We start from the raw sequence: 18,739 nt of genomic DNA, 5'->3' as shown, positions 1-18,739 counted from the left end.
GCGCGCCGTCGGACGGCCCGCTGTGGGCTGCTGGGTCATCGCGGTCCTCACGTCGTGGTCGGCGACCGTTCCGCAACGGATGATTCCCCCGGCGGAAACGGATGGCAAGTGCTTGCAGAGTCTTGCACACCCGTGCGAACCCCCGCCGTACGCCCGGAAACACGTGTCGCGCGGTGGTTGAGGGGAGGTCACGGCGGCATAACTCTCCGACTCGCTTGCAAAATTTTTCAGCAAGGTCTTTCGGATCGATTGCACGGCTGTTACGTTCTCGTCGCCCGGCGGCGGCAACGGCGCGGTCGGCAAGTTCGCAGGACGGCAGACGGGGCCGCACCTGCACACACGGGCTTAACCCTCAAGGAGAACTCATGCGGCGTGGCATAGCGGCCACCGCGCTGGTGGCGTCCCTCGCCCTCGCGGCGACGGCCTGCGGCGGCGACAGCGACAGCGGCGACAAGGCCGGCGGCCCGGTCACCATCACCTGGTGGGACACCTCCAACGCGACCAACGAGGCGCCGACGTACCAGGCCCTGGTCAAGGAGTTCGAGGCCGCCAACAAGGACATCAAGGTCGAGTACGTCAACGTCCCCTTCGACCAGGCGCAGAACAAGTTCGACACCGCCGCCGGTTCCAAGGGCGCCCCCGACGTGCTGCGCTCCGAGGTCGGCTGGACCCCCGCCTTCGCCAAGAAGGGCTTCTTCCTGCCGCTGGACGGCACCGAGGCCCTCGCCGAGCAGGACAAGTTCAAGTCCAACCTGATCGAGCAGGCCAAGTACGAGGGCAAGACCTACGGCGTGCCGTTCACCACGGACACCCTGGCCTTCGTCTACAACAAGGAACTCTTCGAGAAGGCCGGCGTCGAGGTCCCCAAGACCTGGGACGACCTGAAGAAGGCCGCCGCCACCGTCAAGGAGAAGACCGGCGTCGACGGCTACTGGGGCTCCACCGCGGGCTACTACGCCCAGCCGTTCCTGTACGGCGAGGGCACCGACATGGTCGACGCCGACGCCGAGAAGGTCACCGTGAAGTCGGCCGAGGCCAAGAAGGCCTACGGCACCTGGCTGGACCTCTTCGACGGCAAGGGCCTGCACAAGGCCGACGTCACCGCCGACGCCTACGCCCACATCCAGGACGCGTTCGTCAACGGCAAGGTCGCCTCGATCATCCAGGGCCCGTGGGAGATCACCAACTTCTACAAGGGCTCCGCCTTCAAGGACAAGAACAACCTCGGCATCGCCACCGTCCCGGCCGGCTCCACCGGCAAGGCGGGCGCCCCGACCGGCGGCCACAACCTCTCGGTCTACGCCGGCTCCACCAAGGAGAAGCAGGAGGCCGCGCTGAAGTTCGTGAACTTCATGACCTCGGCCAAGGCGCAGGAGACCATCGCGCTGGAGAACTCCACGCTGCCCACGCGTGACGACGCCTACACCGACAAGGTCAAGGCCGACCCGGGCATCGCCGGCTACCAGACGGTCCTCTCCGCCGCCCAGCCGCGCCCGGCCCTGCCCGAGTACAGCTCGCTGTGGGGTCCGCTGGACGACGAGCTCCCGCAGATCGCGAGCGGCAAGGAGTCCCTGGACAAGGGGCTGGGCGACGCGGAGACCGCGATCGCCAAGCTGGTGCCGGACTTCAGCAAGTAATGCCCGCGTGGCCGCCGGACCCGCTTCCAGGAGGGGAGGGTCCGGCGGTCGCAGGCCTGTGTGCCGTACTCCTTGATCATCCAGAAGGTGCCGAACCATGACAGTCGCCATCGACCGCGCGACCGGCAAGCGACGCGGTGACCGCGCGCCCCGCCCCGGGCTGGGCCAGCGCCTGAAGCACGGGTACCAGAAGCACTGGTACGCCTACGCCATGATCGCGCCGGTGGCCCTCGTGCTCGGCGTCATCGTGCTGTACCCCCTGGCCTACGGCTTCTACCTCACGCTCACCGACGCGGACAGCCTCAACTCGGCGCGCACCATCGGCGTCAACGAGATCGAGGCCACCTACAAGTTCATCGGCATCGACAACTACGCCGACATCCTGTGGGGCGAGACGGCCTACGACCGCTTCTGGTCCAAGTTCCTCTGGACGATCGTGTGGACGGCCGCCTGCGTCGCCCTGCACTACGGCATCGGCCTGGGCCTCGCCCTGCTGCTCAACCAGAAGCTGCGCGGCCGCACCCTCTACCGGCTGGTCCTCATCCTCCCGTGGGCCGTGCCCACCTTCGTCACCGTCTTCGGCTGGCGCTTCATGCTCGCCGACGCCGGCATCATCAACTCGGGCCTCGACTTCCTCGGCCTGCCGACCCCGGCGTGGCTGGAGGACACCTTCTGGCAGCGGGTCGCCGCGATCATGGTGAACACCTGGTGCGGTGTGCCGTTCATGATGGTCTCCCTGCTCGGCGGACTGCAGTCCATCGACGCCAGCCTGTACGAGGCGGCCGAGATGGACGGCGCGAACGCCTGGCAGCGGTTCCGCCACGTCACCCTGCCCGGCCTGCGCTCGGTCAGCTCCACCGTGGTGCTGCTCGGCGTCATCTGGACCTTCAACCAGTTCGCCATCATCTTCCTGCTGTTCGGCAACACCGCCCCGGAGGCCCAGATCCTCGTCACCTGGGCCTACCAGCTGGGCTTCGGACAGCAGCCGCGCGAGTTCGCCGAGTCCGCGGCCTACGGCATGCTGCTGCTGGCCGTCCTGATCGTCTTCACCTCCTTCTACCGCCGCTGGCTGAACCGCAACGAGCAGCAGCTCGCGATCTGAGGCAGGAGTCCCCATGAGCACCTCGACCGTCACCACCACTGCTCCGGCGGACCGGCCTGCCGACGACCCGCCCCCGCCCCGCAAGGTGCGCCGGCGCGGCGAGGGCAGCCCCCTGGCGCGCCTCACCTCCCACGGCGTCCTGGTCGTCGCCAGCCTGATCGCGCTGTTCCCGGTCGCCTGGCTGGTCTTCCTGTCCCTCGGCCCGGACAAGGACGACTACCTGCGCCCCGGCGGCATCTGGGGCAAGATGACGCTGGACAACTACACGTTCGTCCTGCAGAACACGAACTTCTTCGACTGGCTGAAGAGCTCGCTGATCGTCTCGCTCGGCACCACGGTCATCGGCGTCCTGGTCGCCGCCACCACCGGCTACGCCGTGTCCCGCATGCGGTTCCCGGGGTACAAGAAGTTCATGTGGGTGCTCCTGGTCACCCAGATGTTCCCGGTGGCCGTCCTGATGGTCCCGATGTACCAGATCCTCTCGGACCTGCAGCTCGTCGACAGCTACCTTGGACTCATCCTCGTCTACTGCACGACGGCGGTGCCGTACTGCGCCTGGCTGATGAAGGGCTACTTCGACACCATCCCGTTCGAGATCGACGAGGCGGGACGGGTCGACGGGCTGAACCCCATCGGCACGTTCCTGCGGCTGATCCTGCCGCTCGCCAAGCCGGGGCTGGCGGTCGCCGCGTTCTACAGCTTCATCACCGCGTTCGGCGAGGTCGCCTTCGCCACGACGTTCATGCTCGACGACGAGAAGTACACGCTCGCCGTCGGTCTGCAGAGCTTCGTCAGCGAGCACGACGCGCAGCGCAACCTCATGGCCGCCACCGCGGTCCTGATCGCGATACCCGTCTCCGCGTTCTTCTACCTGGTGCAGAAGAACCTGGTGGCCGGCCTCACCGCAGGCGGCACGAAGGGCTGACCCCCTTCGGGCAACGACTCCCGCGCGCCTGACCGCGCGGGTAGGCGGCCGCGGTGTCCATCCGACCCCGCTGTCACCGCGGCCGCCTCGTCTCCCGCCGCCACCCCCACTCGCCTCCCTGACCGCACTCGTATCAAGGACGACATGAGCCAGCAGCACTCCGCCGCCCCGGCCCCGACCCCCACGACCGACGCGGCCGTCGCCACCGTCGCCCGGCGCCGCGACTGGTGGCGGGACGCGGTGATCTACCAGGTGTACCCGCGCAGCTTCGCCGACAGCAACGGCGACGGCATGGGCGACCTGGAGGGCATCCGCTCCCGCCTGCCGTACCTGCGCGACCTCGGCGTGGACGCCGTGTGGCTCAGCCCCTTCTACGCCTCGCCGCAGGCCGACGCCGGCTACGACGTCGCCGACTACCGCGCCGTCGATCCCATGTTCGGCACCCTGCTCGACGCGGACGCGCTGATCCGGGACGCCCACGCACTGGGCCTCAGGATCATCGTCGACCTCGTGCCCAACCACTCCTCCGACCAGCACGAGTGGTTCAAGCGGGCCCTCGCCGAGGGCCCCGGCTCGCCGCTGCGGGACCGCTACCACTTCCGGCCCGGCAAGGGCGAGAACGGCGAGCTGCCGCCCAACGACTGGGAGTCGATCTTCGGCGGCCCGGCCTGGACCCGGGTGACCGAGCCCGACGGCACGCCCGGCGAGTGGTACCTGCACCTCTTCGCGCCCGAGCAGCCCGACTTCAACTGGGAGCACCCGGCGGTCGGCGACGAGTTCCGCTCCATCCTGCGCTTCTGGCTGGACATGGGCGTGGACGGCTTCCGCATCGACGTCGCCCACGGCATGGTGAAGGCCGAGGGCCTGCCCGACCTCGGATCCCACGAACAGCTGAAGCTGCTGGGCAACGATGTCATGCCGTTCTTCGACCAGGACGGCGTGCACGACATCTACCGCCAGTGGCGGCTGATCCTCGACGAGTACTCGGGCGAGCGCATCTTCGTCGCGGAGGCCTGGACCCCGACCGTCGAGCGCACCGCCAACTACGTCCGCCCCGACGAGTTGCACCAGGCGTTCAACTTCCAGTACCTGGGCACCCACTGGGACGCCGAGGAGCTGCGCGAGGTGATCGACCGCACCCTGGAGGCGATGCGCCCGGTCGGCGCCCCCGCCACCTGGGTGCTGTCCAACCACGACGTCACCCGGCACGCCACCCGGTTCGCCAACCCGCCCGGCCTCGGCACCCAGATCCGGCTGGCCGGCGACCGCGAGCTGGGCCTGCGCCGGGCCCGCGCGGCGACGCTGCTGATGCTGGCGCTGCCCGGTTCGGCGTACGTCTACCAGGGCGAGGAACTCGGCCTGCCGGACGTCGTGGACCTGCCGGACGAGGTCCGCCAGGACCCGGCCTACTTCCGGGGCGCGGGCCAGGACGGCTACCGCGACGGCTGCCGCGTCCCGATCCCGTGGACGCGCGAGGGCTCGTCGTACGGCTTCGGCGACGGCGGCAGCTGGCTGCCGCAGCCGGCGGGCTGGGGCGAGCTGAGCGTGGAGGCGCAGACCGGCGTGCCCGGTTCGACGCTGGAGCTGTACCGGGCCGCGCTCGCCGTGCGCCGGGACCAGCCCGACCTGGGCGCGGGCGACGCGGTGGAGTGGCTGCGGGCGCCCGAGGGCGTGCTCGCCTTCCGGCGCGGGGAGTTCGTCTGCGTCGCGAACACCACGGGGGAGTCGGTGACCGCCCCGGCGTACGGGCGGGTGCTGCTCGCCAGCGGTGAGGTGGTCGAGGCGGACGGCGAGGTGAAGGTCCCGGCCGACACCACCGTGTGGTGGACCACGGGCTGACGTCCGTCCCGCAACTTTTTTCGTTCAAGTCGGTACGGCCCGCTGCCCTTTCGGGTGGCGGGCCTCTAACATCTGCGTTGCCGCAATGTTGCTGAAGATTTCTGCAAGGAACTTCAACCAACTCCGGCGGCATCCCCACACCCTTCGATGAAGAAGGAACCCCACATGGCACGCAGAACCCTCTCCGCGGCCGTCGCCCTCGCGGCCGCCTCGGTTGTCATGGCCCCGACCGGCGCGGAGGCCTCCCCGCCCGGCACCAGGGACGTGACCGCCGTCCTGTTCGAGTGGAACTTCGCCTCCGTCGCCCGCGAGTGCACCGACACCCTCGGCCCCGCAGGATACGGGTACGTCCAGGTCTCCCCGCCCGCCGAGCACATACAGGGCCCGCAGTGGTGGACGTCGTACCAGCCCGTCAGCTACAGGATCGCCGGCCGGCTCGGTGACCGGACCGCGTTCAAGAACATGGTCGACACGTGTCACGCGGCCGGCGTGAAGGTCGTCGCCGACACGGTCATCAACCACATGTCCGCCGGCAGCGGCACCGGCACCGGCGGCTCGTCGTACACGAAGTACAACTACCCCGGCCTGTACTCCGCGCCCGACTTCGACAACTGCACCTCGCAGATCACCGACTACGGCAACCGCGGGAACGTCCAGAACTGCGAACTGGTCGGCCTCGCCGACCTCGACACCGGCGAGGACTACGTCCGCGGAGCCATCGCCCGGTACATGAACGACCTGCTCTCCCTCGGTGTGGACGGCTTCCGCATCGACGCGGCCAAGCACATGCCGGCCGCCGACCTGGCCGACATCAAGTCCCGCCTGAACAACCCCTCCGTGTACTGGAAGCAGGAGGTCATCTTCGGCGCCGGCGAGGCCGTCCGGCCCACCGAGTACACCGGGAACGGCGACGTCCAGGAGTTCCGCTACGCCTACGACCTCAAGCGGGTCTTCCACAACGAGAACCTCGCCTACCTGAAGAACTACGGCGAGGGCTGGGGCTACATGAACAGCTCCGTCTCCGGCGTCTTCGTCGACAACCACGACACCGAGCGCAACGGCTCCACGCTGTCCTACAAGGACAACGCCACCTACACGCTGGCCAACGTCTTCATGCTGGCCTGGCCCTACGGCGCCCCGGACATCAATTCCGGCTACGAGTTCACCGACCACGACGCGGGCCCGCCGAACGGCGGCCGGGTCGACGCCTGCTGGCAGAGCGGCTGGAAGTGCCAGCACGCCTGGCCGGAGATCAAGTCCATGGTCGGCTTCCGCAACGCGACCCGGGGCCAGGCGGTCACCAACTGGTGGGACAACGGCGGCGACGCGATCGCCTTCGGCCGGGGCGGCAAGGGCTTCGTGGCCATCAACCACGAATCCGGCCCGCTGACCCGCACCTACCAGACCTCCCTGCCGGCGGGCACGTACTGCAACGTCCAGAACAACACGCCGGTGACGGTGGACGGTTCGGGCCGGCTGACCGCCACACTGGGCGGCAACACGGCCCTCGCGGTGTACGCGGGCAAGTCGAGCTGCTGAACGGGCGCGGGCCGCGCCGCCGTTCACGGGGGCGGCGGCGCGGCCCGCGGCACGGGTGTAAGTCCTTACCGTTACTTTCACAACCCTTGCTGTAAAGCTTTCAACGGCGATAGCGTCACGCCCGGAGCCCGGTGACGTGGCCGGAACAAGCCGTCGCCGTGGTGTGGGGTCGGACCCAATGAGCCGTAAGCGCAAGGAGTTCACGCCTTGATACCCAGATGGCCCGCGCCCCCGGGGCGCCGCACCGCGCGGGGCGGACGCGTCGCCGCGGTCACCGTGGCCGCGCTCGCCGCCACCCTCGTACAACCGCTCGCCGCCGGGGCCGCCACCGCGCCCGCGCCGCCCTCGGACGCGAAGCTGGCGAAGGCGCCCGCGCGGCACGATCTCACGCGCGAGCAGTTCTACTTCGTCCTGCCGGACCGCTTCGCCAACGGCGACGCGAAGAACGACCGCGGCGGACTGACCGGGTCCCGGCTCACCCACGGCTACGACCCCACCGACAAGGGCTTCTACCAGGGCGGCGACCTCAAGGGCCTCACCGAGAAGCTCGACTACATCAAGGGGCTCGGCACCACCGCCATCTGGATGGCCCCGATCTTCAAGAACCAGCCCGTGCAGGGCACCGGCAAGGACGCCTCCGCCGGCTACCACGGGTACTGGATCACCGACTTCACCCAGGTCGACCCGCACTTCGGCACCAACGAGGACCTCGAGACCCTCATCGACAAGGCCCACGCCAAGGGCATGAAGGTCTTCTTCGACGTCATCACCAACCACACCGCCGACGTCGTCGACTACGAGGAGAAGTCCTACGGCTACCTCTCCAAGGGCGCCTTCCCGTACCTGACGAAGGACGGCGAGCCCTTCGACGACGCCGACTACGCCGACGGCGAGCGGAGGTTCCCGCGCACCGACGCCGGTTCCTTCCCGCGCACGCCCGTCGTCCCGGCGGCCAGGAAGAACCTCAAGGTCCCGTCCTGGCTCAACGACCCGACGATGTACCACAACCGCGGCGACTCCACCTGGGCCGGCGAGTCCACCACCTACGGCGACTTCTCCGGCCTGGACGACCTGTGGACCGAGCGTCCCGAGGTCGTCGAGGGCATGGAGAAGATCTACCAGCGCTGGGTGAGGGACTTCGACATCGACGGCTTCCGGATCGACACCGTGAAGCACGTCAACATGGAGTTCTGGACCCAGTGGGCCACCGCCCTGGACGCCTACGCGGCCAAGAAGGGCCGGGACGACTTCTTCATGTTCGGCGAGGTGTACTCCGCCGACACCGACGTCACGTCCCCGTACGTCACCGAGGGCCGCCTGGACTCCACGCTCGACTTCCCCTTCCAGGACGCGGCCCGCGCGTACGCCTCCCAGGGCGGCAGCGCCGAGAAGCTCGCGTCGGTCTTCGGCGACGACTACAAGTACACGTCCGGCAGGGCCAACGCCTACGAGCAGGTCACCTTCCTCGGCAACCACGACATGGGCCGCATCGGCACGTTCCTCAAGCAGGACGACCCGAAGGCGTCCGACGCGGAGCTGCTGAAGAAGGCCGTGCTCGCCAACGAGCTGATGTTCCTCAGCCGCGGCAACCCGGTCGTCTACTACGGCGACGAGCAGGGCTTCACCGGCGCCGGCGGCGACAAGGACGCCCGCCAGACCCTCTTCGCCTCGCGGACCGCCGACTACCTCGACGACGACCTGATCGGCACCGACCGCACCCACGCCGAGGACACCTACGACACGCGGTCGCCGCTCTACCGGCAGATCAGCGCGCTCGCCAAGCTCCGCAAGGCCCACCCGGCGCTCGCCGACGGCGTCCAGCAGGAGCGCTACGCCGCCGACGGCCCCGGCGTCTACGCCTTCTCCCGCACCGGCACCGGCAAGGACACCACCGAGTACGTCGTCGCCTTCAACAACGCCGACGAGGCGAAGGAGGCCACCTTCGCCACCGGCTCCGCCCGCATGGCCTTCCGCGGCATCCACGGCACCGACGCCACGGTCACCAGCGACGCCGACAAGGAGATCACCGTCACCGTCCCGGCCGGCTCGGCGATCGTCCTGAAGGCGGCCGGCCCGCTCGCCGGGCCCGCCACGAAGCCCACGGTCACCCTCGAGGCCCCCGAGGCCGGAGCCACCGGCACCGTCGAGCTCACCGCCGACGTCGACGGAGGACAGCTGAACCGGGTCGTCTTCGCCGCCCAGACCGGCAACGGGAAGTGGCAGACGCTCGGCTCCGCCGACCACGCCCCGTACAAGGTCACCCACACCATCGGCGAGGACGTGCCCGCCGGCACCGCCCTGCGCTACAAGGCCGTGGTGATCGACTCGGCCGGTCGCACGGACAGCGCCGTGGCCGCCTCCACCACCGGCACCCCGCCGGCCGAGGAACCGCCCACCGCCTCCTCCCGCGACTACGCGGTCGTCCACTACAAGCGCGCGGACGGGAACTACGACGACTGGGGCCTGTACGCCTGGGGCGACCTCGCCGACGGCGAGGCCACCGAGTGGCCGAACAGCCACCCCTTCACCGGCCGTGACGCCTACGGCGCCTTCGCCTACGTCAAGCTCAGGCCCGGCGCCTCCAACGTCGGCTTCCTGGTGATCGACGAGGACGGCGACAAGGACGTCTCCGCCGACCGCACCATCGACGTCACCGAGACCGGCGAGATCTGGATCGAGCAGGGCAAGGAGGCCGTCACCACCGAGCGGCCCGACTACCCCGCGCAGGACAGGACCAAGGCCGTGCTCCACTACAAGCGCACGGACGGGAACTACGACGGCTGGGGCCTGCACGTGTGGTCCGGCGCCGCGCACCCCACCGACTGGGCGAACCCCCTAGAGCCGGTGAAGACTGACTCCTATGGAGCGGTCTTCGAGGTTCCCCTCGCCGAGGGTGCCACCGGCCTCAGCTACATCATCCACAAGGGCGACGAGAAGGACCTGCCCACCGACCAGGCCCTCGACCTCACGACCCACGGGCACGAGGTCTGGCTGTTGAACGGGCAGGAGAAGTACCTGCTGCCGCAGCCCGCGGGGTCGTCGGCCGCGCTCGACCCGGCCACCTCCAAGGCGATCTGGATCGACCGGGACACCGTGGTCTGGAACGGCTCCGACGGCGCCGCCTCCACCCAGCTGCTCGCCTCCCGCACCGGCTCGATCAAGGTGCAGGACGGCACGCTGACGGGTGCCGACGCGCGCTGGCTGCGCCTGACCAGGACCAGCCTCACCGACGCCCAGAAGGCGAGGTTCCCGCACCTGGAGGACGTCGCCGCCTGGTCCGTCGACCCCCGTGACCGGGACGGCGTGCGCGCGGCCCTGCGCGGCCAGGTCGTCGCCTCCCAGCGCGCCGCGAACGGCGCCGTGCTCGCGGCGACCGGCGTGCAGATCGCCGGCGTCCTGGACGACCTGTACGCCGACCGTGCCACGAAGGCGGACCTCGGCCCGGTGTTCCGCCACGGCCGCCCCACCCTGTCCGTGTGGGCGCCGACCGCGCAGGACGTCTCCCTGGAGATCGGCGACCGCACGGTCCGCATGCGCCGCGACGACGACACCGGCGTCTGGTCCGTCACCGGCCCGCGCTCCTGGAAGGGCGAGGAGTACCGGTACAAGGTCAAGGTGTGGGCGCCCAGCACCCAGGAGATCACCACCAACACGGTCACCGATCCCTACTCGGTCGCCCTGACCACCGACTCCGAGCGCAGCCTCGTCGTCGACCTGGCCGACCGGTCCCTGAAGCCGCGCGGCTGGTCGACGTACGACAAGCCGAAGGCCGTGCCGCTGAAGGACGCCCAGATCCAGGAGCTGCACATCCGCGACTTCTCCGTCGAGGACCGCACGGCGGAGGACCGGGGCACCTACCTCGCCTTCACCGACGAGGACAGCGACGGCAGCAAGCACCTGCGGGAGCTGGCGAAGGCCGGCACCTCGTACGTGCACCTGCTGCCCGCCTTCGACATCGCCACCATCCCCGAGGAGAAGTCCGAGCAGGCGACCGTCGGCTGCGACCTCGCCTCCTACCCGGCCGACTCCGACAAGCAGCAGGAGTGCGTCGGGAGGACCGCCGCGAAGGACGCCTACAACTGGGGCTACGACCCGTACCACTACACGGTCCCCGAGGGCTCCTACGCCACCGACCCGGACGGCACCGCCCGCACGGTCGAGTTCCGCGAGATGGTCAAGGCGCTCAACGAGGACGGCCTGCGGGTCGTGATGGACGTCGTCTACAACCACACCGCCGCGAGCGGCCAGGCCGAGACGTCCGTCCTGGACCGGATCGTGCCCGGCTACTACCAGCGGCTGCTGGCCGACGGCTCGGTCGCCGACAGCACCTGCTGCGCCAACACGGCCCCCGAGAACGCCATGATGGGCAAGCTCGTCGTCGACTCGGTCGTCACCTGGGCCAAGGAGTACAAGGTCGACGGCTTCCGCTTCGACCTCATGGGCCACCACCCCAAGGCGAACATGCTCGCCGTCCGCGAGGCCCTCGACGCGCTCACCCCCGAGAAGGACGGCGTCGATGGCAAGAAGATCATCCTGTACGGCGAGGGCTGGAACTTCGGCGAGATCGCCGACGACGCCCGCTTCGAGCAGGCCACGCAGGAGAACATGGCCGGCACCGGCATCGCCACCTTCTCCGACCGGGCCCGTGACGCCGTGCGCGGCGGCGGTCCCTTCGACGAGGACCCCGGCGTGCAGGGCTTCGCCTCCGGCCTCTACACCGCCCCCAACTCCTCGAAGAGCAACGGCACCGAGGCCGAGCAGAGGGCCCGCCTGCTGCACTACCAGGACCTGATCAAGGTGGGCCTGAGCGGCAACCTCGCCGACTACGCCTTCACCGACACCAGCGGCAAGGAGGTCAAGGGCTCCCAGGTCGACTACAACGGCTCGCCCGCCGGCTACGCGGACGCCCCCGGCGACGCCCTCGCCTACGCCGACGCGCACGACAACGAGACGCTGTTCGACGCGCTCGCCTTCAAGCTGCCGAAGGACACCCCGGCCGCGGACCGGGCGCGCATGCAGGTCCTCGCCATGGCGACGGCCACCCTCTCGCAGGGCCCGGCCCTCTCCCAGGCGGGCACCGACCTGCTGCGCTCCAAGTCCCTGGACCGCAACTCCTACGACAGCGGCGACTGGTTCAACGCCATCCACTGGAACTGCGCCGACGGCAACGGCTTCGGCCGCGGACTCCCGCCGGCCGCCGACAACAAGGACAAGTGGCCGTACGCAGGGCCGCTGCTCGGCGCGGTGAAGGTCGGCTGCCCGCAGATCCAGGGCGCCTCGGCGGCGTACCGGGACCTGCTGAGGATCCGGACGACGGAGAAGGTCTTCTCCCTCGACACGGCCGAGCAGGTGCAGTCCCGGCTGTCCTTCCCGCTGTCCGGGAAGGACGAGACGCCCGGCGTGATCACCATGAAGCTGGGTGACCTGGTCGTGGTCTTCAACGCCACGCCCGAGCAGCAGGAACAGCGCGTCGCCGCGCTCGCCGGGACGGGCCACCGCCTGCACCCGGTGCAGGCGGCGGGCGGGGACGCGGTCGTGAAGACCTCGTCCTACGACGAGGGGACGGGCACCTTCACCGTCCCGGCGCGCACGGTCGCCGTGTTCACCACGGCCGGCTGACCCGGCAAGGAGCTGCGGCTAGTGTGAGCCCTCCTGACCAGGAACAGGAGGGCTCATGCCGCAGATCACCGTCGACTACTCCGAGCGACTGGCGGACGGCTTCGACCGGCCCGCCTTCGCGCGGGACCTGCACACCGCCGTGGTGGACATCGCGGCCGCCAAGCCGCCGGCGTGCAAGACGCGGTTCCGGCGCACCGAGGACGTCGTGGTCGGCCCCGACACCGACGGGCACGCCCTCGTCCACGTCCACATCGCCCTGCTGGCCGGACGCACGGACGAGACCAAGGCCCGGCTCACCGAGGCCGTGCTGGAGCTGCTGCGGCAGTACGTGAAGCCGGCCGAGGGGCTGGTGCTGCACGCCTCCGCCGAGGTGCGCGACCTCGACCCGTCGTACCGGAAGTTCGAGGAGTAGCGGCGGCCGGGGCCCCTCGTTCGGATCGGGCCGGATCAGGGAGCGGTGCCAGGGCCCGCGAGCCCGGCGTGATCCGAACGAGGGGCCCTAGGAAGCCAGTGCGATCAGCCGGGCGGCGAGGTCGGTGAACGGCCCGTCGCCCGGCTCCTTCTCGAGCAGCCCGCGCAGCAGCGCGGCCAGTTCCCCGTCGTGGGCGGCGGCGACGGCGGCGAGCGCGGCGAAGTCGTGCACCAGCTGCACCTCCAGATCGGCGCGCGGGATGCGCCGCCCGTCCAGCCAGATCAGCGCCGTCGACTCGACGAGCGAGATCCAGGAACGGACGACCAGTTCCAGCCGCGCCGGCGCCTGACCCGCCACGCCCAGGTGCGACAGCATCTGGTCGTACGCGGCCTGCCGCACGGAGTCGATCAGCGCGTTGGTGGTCGAGGAGCCGACCGCCGGGCCGCCGCGCATCAGGGCGGAGAAACCGGGGCCGTGGTCGTCGACGAAGTCGAAGAACCGGCCCATCACCCGCAGCAGCCGCGCCCCCAGCGGGCCCTCGTGCGGCTCGTCGAACCGGGACGCCAGGTCGTCGGCGGCACGCTTCAACGCGGCCTCGTACAGGCTGAGTTTGCCGGGGAAGTAGTGGTAGACCAGCGGGCGGGAGATGCCCGCCGCCGACGCTATCTCGTCGATGGAGACGTCGTCGGGCGAACGGCGGCTGAACAGTTCGAGGGCGACGCCGATCAACTGCTGCCGCCGCTCCTCGACTCCCATTCTGCGGCGTACCCCGGTAGTCATGCGAACACCTTACCGATCGTATTCGGCCTCGAACGGTCCGGACCGGTCGACGGTGTTCGTCCGGCTACCGCAGCCCGCTCACCGTCCGTCCGTCCTCCAGTGTGCCCTTGAGGTCGGCCCGGGCGCCCTGTTCGGCGCGGACGGTCAGCAGACGCCCCCGGGCCGATCCCTCGACCCCGCCCGTCGCCCTGACGGACACCGTGTCGCGGCTGCCGGCGGCCAGCAGGTACCAGGTGCCCGCCCCGGACTTCCACAGCACCCCGGCGAGCACCCGCGGCTCGCGCGCCCCGCACGCCGGCACGTCCTCGGCCCTCGCCGTCACCGCCCCGAACCGCCCGCCCGGCGTGTGGAACTGCGCCAGCACCCGGGCCCCGCCGCCCCGCCAGGTCTCGGCGCGCGTGCACACCCACGCCGCCGACCCGCCCGCGTCGGGCAGCGGCTGTTCGGCGAACGCCCAGGCGTTCACACTCCGCACGCCCGCGGAGCGCACCGCTCTCAGCGAGCACGCGAACGGCGCCCAGGTGCGCAGCGCCTCGGCGCCGGCGGCGGCTTCGGCGGCGCCGGGCCGCCCCGCGGTCAGCCCGGCCGGGACCAGCTCGCCGAGGTCGGTCACCAGCCGGGTGCCGGTGCCGTCGGTCAGCTGCAGCACGTTCCACGAGGTGCACGGTCCGGATGTCAGGGCCGGGCTGGGCAGGGGCGGGGTCACACCGCCGGTGAGGGCGATGTCGGTCGCGGCGGCCCCGGGCTCGCGCAGGTCCCGCTCGCCCGCCCCGCGCACCCAGGGCGCCGTCAGGTAGCGGACGTTGCCGTCGGTCCGGCCCAGCACCACCGCGCTCGACCCGGCCCGGCCGGCCCCGTCGACCCGGGCGAAGTCGAGCGCCGCACCGCGCGTGCCGTCGGCCGGCTCGGCGTACCGGGCGATGCGCAGACCGTCGTGGAGGATCACCACGCGGGCGTTGTCGACCGTCCCGGCGTACAGCAGCTGGGGCGGTCCGGCGGGGCCGCCGGAGGGGGTGCCGGGGGTCGCCGACACCTGGACGCTCCCGCCCGGCCGGGCCCAGACGGCGAGGGCGCGGCGCAGCAGGGCCGTGTCGTCGGTGAGGTCACCGCGTGCGGGCCACACCGAGAAGTCGACGCGCGCGGAGGTCCTCCACGCGGTGGGGGAGACCCGGGTCAGCCTCCCCGGGTCCAGCGCCGCCTGCGCGGCCGGGTTCCGGGCGTACGGGGGCGCGGCGGCGCCGTCGGGGCCCCAGCCGTCACCCGGCGGCCCGAGCAGCGCCCCGCAGACGGCGAGCGCGGCCCCGGCCACCAGCGTGGCGTTCAGGCGACGGCGGCGGCGCAGCAGGTCGGTCGGCCGGGCCTGGAGCGAGCAGGGGTCGAACTCGGCGGAGTCGAGCAGCCGGTGCTCGGCGCCGCCGCGGTCGGCCTCGGCCAGCGCGGCGTCCGCGTCGGCGACGCCCGCGGCCGTGAGCACCTCGCGCACGTCCCCGTCCGGGAGCCGCTCCAGACCGCGCAGCACACAGGCGGCGCGAGCCGGGCCGGAGAGCGCGGACAGCCGCTGGTCCAGGGCGAGTTCGTCGGCGCCGCCCGAGCGCGGGAACAGCTTCAGGCCCCACACCTGGGGCAGTGGCGACGGCAGTTGCGCCCGCTTGGGCCACGCTCTGCGCCTGAGCGGCAGGCCGGCCTCCAGCGCCGTGCGCACCACCTGGAGGCGGACCAGCGCGTACCCGGGGTCACCGTCGCGGCCGGCCGGCCGGGAGGGGATCGCCGGGGCCGGGGTGCGGGCACGGGGCAGGGCGCGCTGGGTGAGGGAGTGCGCGGTCAGGACCCGCCTGCAGCGGCCCATCCGGGACGGCAGCACCAGGTAGGCGATCCGGACGAGCCGCGGGTAGTGCTCGACGAGTGCGGCCTCGGCCTGCTCGACCTCCACGACCGGTCCGGCCGGGGAGGAGGGTGCGGGGCGGCGGGCGACATCCTGTGACTGCACGTTCAGCTGAACGAGCGAATCGGCGGTTGGTCACCTGGCGGTGAACCGTCACTCCCCGGCGGGTTCGACCAGCAGGCGGGCGTAGGCGGCCATCGACCGCCGGTAGCGCGGGAGGTGCGGAGCGAGGGCGCCGAGGACCAGCGACAGCCCCTCGCGGTCACGACCCAGGCTGGACAGGCACAGCGCCAGGCACGCTCGTACGGCGTCGTCCAACTCGTCGGACGGAGCGTCGAGTTCGGGCGTCAGCAGCCGTACGCCCTCCTCCGCCCGGCCGGTGTTGCGCAGTGAACTCGCCAGCTGGATCCTCGCCCGCCGCGCCTTGTACCGGCTCTCCTCCTCGAGCCCGCCGTCCAGCGCACGCCGGTAGAGCGGCACCGCCTTGTCGGAGTGCCCCGTGGAGTCCCAGGCGCAGGCCTGCTCGAAGGGACCCAGCGGGCTGTCCCCGGGCAGCTCGGCCACGAGCGCGTCGATCACCGCGCGGAAGGCCGGCGCGTCCTCCTCGGCGTGGTCGTCGAAGCGGGCCCAGGCGGCGGCCACACGGTCCTCCCAGTCACTGTTCACCGGACCACCCTCGCACGCCCGTACCCGGAGCCGCACCGGAATGTGAGCGCTGCGGGCGCCGCGGCCGTATCGAAGGGCGAGGGCCCCGCGCCGGGGCTCCGTGCGGCGTGCCGCCGCCACGATGTCGCCGTCGAAGACCGGAGGAACACATGAGGCTGACCCGACCGATGCCCGCGCTGGCCGGCGCGGTGGCGGTACTGGCGCTGACCGGCTGCGGATCCGGCGGTGACGGGAAGGGCGACGGGGACCAGGGCGTGCCGGCCACCGCGACCGGCAGCCTCGAGCACCTGGCCGCCGAGGTGAGGTGCGAGCCGAACATGCAGACGGACGCCGACGAGATCCGGCAGGCCGTCTGCGACAACAGCGACGGCAGGTTCGTCCTCGCCACGTTCGCCACCGACCGCGGCCAGCGCGAGTGGCTGAACGGGGCGAAGGACTACGGCGGCTACTACCTCGTGGGCCGCAAGTGGGTCGCCGTCGGGCAGGAGAGCACGGTCGCGCAGCTGCGGTCCACGCTCGGCGGCACGCTGGAGGAGGGGTCCGAGCACATGAACCCCGGTGGCAGCCACAACAGGGGCGACCACGGCGGCGGCGGACACCACGGCTGATCCCGGCGCCGGGCACACGGGGAAGCCGGCGGTGGGAGGTTCCCACCGCCGGCTTCCCGCTCACCGGTCCGGGACTACTGGCAGTCCCGGCCGCTGTTGATGCAGTCGACCATCTCGTTCATCAGGTCCTCGTCGAAGAAGTTGATGAAGTCGTTGTGGTCGGTGATCGGCTTGTGCAGCTGCTCCGGGAAGGAGTCCACCGCGTACGGGTTCACGAGCTGCCCGTCGTTGATCTGGGGGGCCGGGATGTTGTCGTAGACCAGGCGGACCTGGAGCTGGGGGATGGCCTGGAAGCCGTTCGAGCAGGTGCCGTCCGCCTCGACGAAGTCGACGTGCGTGCGGTGGTTGGCGCTGTCGATGTTCTGGCCGTCCCAGCAGCTCTGGAAGGCGGACGTCCGGACCACGCTGCTGCCCTCGGGGCAGATCGGGTACTTGTCCGTCACCTGACGATCCTCGAAGCCGGTGCAGCTCCAGGCGGTGTTGGCGTTGTTCAGGCCGTTGGTGAAGGCCTTCGCGTCACCGGTGATGATGCGCAGCGCCCTGGGCATCGCGACGACGTCGCTCGTCCGGTTGCCGACGAACTTCAGCTCCACGTCGGTGGGCGCGACGATCCTGCCGACGTTGCCGTCCTGGCCGCCGCCCGGCTGGTCCTGGTCGATGTCCTGCGTGCCGTCCTGGATGCGCAGGACCGGCCAGAAGTACGACGACCTGTCGCCCTGGTTCTGGCAGGACGTGTCGCCGTTCGCCAGGTCCTCGTCGCTCGCGAAGGCGGTGTTGGCCTGGTTGCCGACGTAGTCGTGCTGGTGCTGGGCGCCGTTGCTGACGCCGGGAGCGACGATCACGTTGTCCGAGTTGCGCAGCGCGTTCTCGTTGGTGCCGCACTCGGTGGTGAAGCTGCCCGTCGAACCGCTGTCGCCGTTCGCGGCCAGACCGTTCGGCAGGTTGCGGGAGCCGGGCCGGACGTCCTCGATCCTGATGAAGTCGTCCGCCACGGGGCCGTTGCCGGCCTGGCCGCCGTTGCCGCCCTGGCCGCCGCCCTGGTCCTGGCCGCCGCCGCCCTGGTCCTGGCCGCCGTCGTTCTGGTCCTGGCCGCCGCCGTCGACCTCCGGCTGCTCCGCCGGGACGCCCTGGCACCGGGCGAACCTTCCGAGGTTCCGCGGCGCCTGGCCGCCCGCACGGTTGATGCTGATGCCGATCCGCTCCAGGGCGGCCGCCCGCTTGGACTTCAGCGGTCCGAGGATGGCGTTGTCGACGTAGCCGGCGTCTCCGGCCTGGGCCTGGCGCGTCTCCGCGAGGCGCGTGTAGGCGTCCGTGATCTGCCGGTCGAGCAGCGCCAGCTCCCTGGCGACGCCCTTGCGCGCCTTCCTCGGCACCTTGGTCAGCTTCTGGCCGACGTCCGGGCAGTTGATGGTCGCGATCCGCGCCGCGCCGGACCTCGTCCGGTTGTCCGGCGCGTTCTCCTCGTGCGCCGAGGCGTAGAAGTTCGCCCAGACCAGCCCGCCCCCACCGAGCGCCAGGGCCGCCGCCCCGGCTACGGCCTTGGTGGCCAGCGGCGTACGGCGTTTTCTTGTGTTGCGTCCCATGGAACTCCTCTTGACCTTCCTTACGGGGGCATCCCATTGCGGGGCATCGAGCGGCCCGACAGGAGTGAAGCGGCTCCCTTGAGTACGGGAGCCGCCCCGGGAGTGTTCACCCGTCCCGGAAATCGATGAGGAGTCCGTACGGCCGCA

12 protein-coding genes are annotated in these 18,739 nt (G+C 71.0%); 8 read left to right on the top strand and 4 right to left on the bottom strand.

The genetic code is table 11. The features are described 5' to 3' along the window. Positions 1–365 precede the first annotated feature (365 nt). The 7 genes from FHS37_RS02320 to FHS37_RS02290 all read left to right on the top strand — a co-directional run bounded on the left by FHS37_RS02320 (position 366) and on the right by FHS37_RS02290 (position 13,073). Positions 366–1,637 (top strand): extracellular solute-binding protein, encoded by a 1,272-nt coding sequence (locus tag FHS37_RS02320; RefSeq protein ID WP_184817301.1) that lies wholly within the window; start codon positions 366–368, stop codon positions 1,635–1,637. Positions 1,638–1,734: 97 nt separating this feature from the next. Then, a complete protein-coding gene (locus FHS37_RS02315; protein ID WP_184817300.1) occupies positions 1,735–2,739 on the top strand; it encodes a carbohydrate ABC transporter permease in 1,005 nt (334 codons plus the stop codon). 13 nt (positions 2,740–2,752) lie between these two features. Then, complete coding sequence (locus FHS37_RS02310; RefSeq protein ID WP_184817299.1) at positions 2,753–3,664, top strand: sugar ABC transporter permease; 912 nt, start codon at positions 2,753–2,755, stop codon at positions 3,662–3,664. 144 nt (positions 3,665–3,808) lie between these two features. Continuing rightward, complete coding sequence (locus FHS37_RS02305) at positions 3,809–5,503, top strand: glycoside hydrolase family 13 protein (protein WP_184817298.1); 1,695 nt, start codon at positions 3,809–3,811, stop codon at positions 5,501–5,503. Positions 5,504–5,668: 165 nt separating this feature from the next. Continuing rightward, positions 5,669–7,042: an alpha-amylase gene (locus FHS37_RS02300; RefSeq protein ID WP_184817297.1), complete on the top strand. Its 1,374-nt coding sequence runs from the start codon at positions 5,669–5,671 to the stop codon at positions 7,040–7,042. Between the two features lie 207 nt (positions 7,043–7,249). Then, a complete protein-coding gene (gene pulA, locus FHS37_RS02295) occupies positions 7,250–12,661 on the top strand; it encodes a pullulanase-type alpha-1,6-glucosidase (protein WP_184817296.1) in 5,412 nt (1,803 codons plus the stop codon). Between the two features lie 55 nt (positions 12,662–12,716). After that, on the top strand, positions 12,717–13,073 hold the full coding sequence (locus FHS37_RS02290) for a 5-carboxymethyl-2-hydroxymuconate Delta-isomerase (RefSeq protein WP_184817295.1): 357 nt from the start codon (positions 12,717–12,719) through the stop codon (positions 13,071–13,073). A gap of 87 nt (positions 13,074–13,160) precedes the next feature. Here the strand turns inward: FHS37_RS02290 and FHS37_RS02285 are convergent, their stop codons facing one another. The 3 genes from FHS37_RS02285 to FHS37_RS02275 all read right to left on the bottom strand — a co-directional run bounded on the left by FHS37_RS02285 (position 13,161) and on the right by FHS37_RS02275 (position 16,401). Further along, positions 13,161–13,853, bottom strand: a complete 693-nt coding sequence (locus tag FHS37_RS02285; RefSeq protein ID WP_184817294.1) for a TetR/AcrR family transcriptional regulator — start codon at positions 13,851–13,853, stop codon at positions 13,161–13,163. A 64-nt stretch (positions 13,854–13,917) separates the two neighbouring features. After that, the gene (locus FHS37_RS02280; RefSeq protein ID WP_184817293.1) at positions 13,918–15,840 is read right to left on the bottom strand and encodes a hypothetical protein; all 1,923 of its coding nucleotides are present in this window, start codon (positions 15,838–15,840) and stop codon (positions 13,918–13,920) included. A 48-nt stretch (positions 15,841–15,888) separates the two neighbouring features. Further along, positions 15,889–16,401 (bottom strand): tetratricopeptide repeat protein, encoded by a 513-nt coding sequence (locus FHS37_RS02275; RefSeq protein ID WP_184817292.1) that lies wholly within the window; start codon positions 16,399–16,401, stop codon positions 15,889–15,891. A 149-nt stretch (positions 16,402–16,550) separates the two neighbouring features. Here FHS37_RS02275 and FHS37_RS02270 point away from each other — a divergent pair, with 149 nt between their 5' ends. Continuing rightward, entirely contained in the window at positions 16,551–17,009 is a 459-nt protein-coding gene (locus tag FHS37_RS02270) for a hypothetical protein (RefSeq protein WP_184817291.1), read from the top strand. A 74-nt stretch (positions 17,010–17,083) separates the two neighbouring features. Here the strand turns inward: FHS37_RS02270 and FHS37_RS02265 are convergent, their stop codons facing one another. Further along, the gene (locus FHS37_RS02265) at positions 17,084–18,592 is read right to left on the bottom strand and encodes a DUF1996 domain-containing protein (protein ID WP_184817290.1); all 1,509 of its coding nucleotides are present in this window, start codon (positions 18,590–18,592) and stop codon (positions 17,084–17,086) included. Positions 18,593–18,739 lie beyond the last annotated feature (147 nt).

Origin of the sequence: Streptomyces griseomycini (assembly GCF_014203535.1) — a bacterium.
Taxonomy (GTDB): domain Bacteria; phylum Actinomycetota; class Actinomycetes; order Streptomycetales; family Streptomycetaceae; genus Streptomyces; species Streptomyces griseomycini.
This window is presented reverse-complemented; position numbering and strand designations above follow the sequence as displayed.

What these genes read in the sequence shown, in the direction of transcription:
- FHS37_RS02320 (WP_184817301.1), top strand. Translation starts at nt 366, where the DNA reads ATGCGGCGTGGCATAGCGGCCACCGCGCTGGTGGCGTCCCTCGCCCTC.
- FHS37_RS02315 (WP_184817300.1), top strand. Translation starts at nt 1,735, where the DNA reads ATGACAGTCGCCATCGACCGCGCGACCGGCAAGCGACGCGGTGACCGC.
- FHS37_RS02310 (WP_184817299.1), top strand. Translation starts at nt 2,753, where the DNA reads ATGAGCACCTCGACCGTCACCACCACTGCTCCGGCGGACCGGCCTGCC.
- FHS37_RS02305 (WP_184817298.1), top strand. Translation starts at nt 3,809, where the DNA reads ATGAGCCAGCAGCACTCCGCCGCCCCGGCCCCGACCCCCACGACCGAC.
- FHS37_RS02300 (WP_184817297.1), top strand. Translation starts at nt 5,669, where the DNA reads ATGGCACGCAGAACCCTCTCCGCGGCCGTCGCCCTCGCGGCCGCCTCG.
- FHS37_RS02290 (WP_184817295.1), top strand. Translation starts at nt 12,717, where the DNA reads ATGCCGCAGATCACCGTCGACTACTCCGAGCGACTGGCGGACGGCTTC.
- FHS37_RS02285 (WP_184817294.1), bottom strand. Translation starts at nt 13,853, where the DNA reads ATGACTACCGGGGTACGCCGCAGAATGGGAGTCGAGGAGCGGCGGCAG.
- FHS37_RS02270 (WP_184817291.1), top strand. Translation starts at nt 16,551, where the DNA reads ATGAGGCTGACCCGACCGATGCCCGCGCTGGCCGGCGCGGTGGCGGTA.
- FHS37_RS02265 (WP_184817290.1), bottom strand. Translation starts at nt 18,592, where the DNA reads ATGGGACGCAACACAAGAAAACGCCGTACGCCGCTGGCCACCAAGGCC.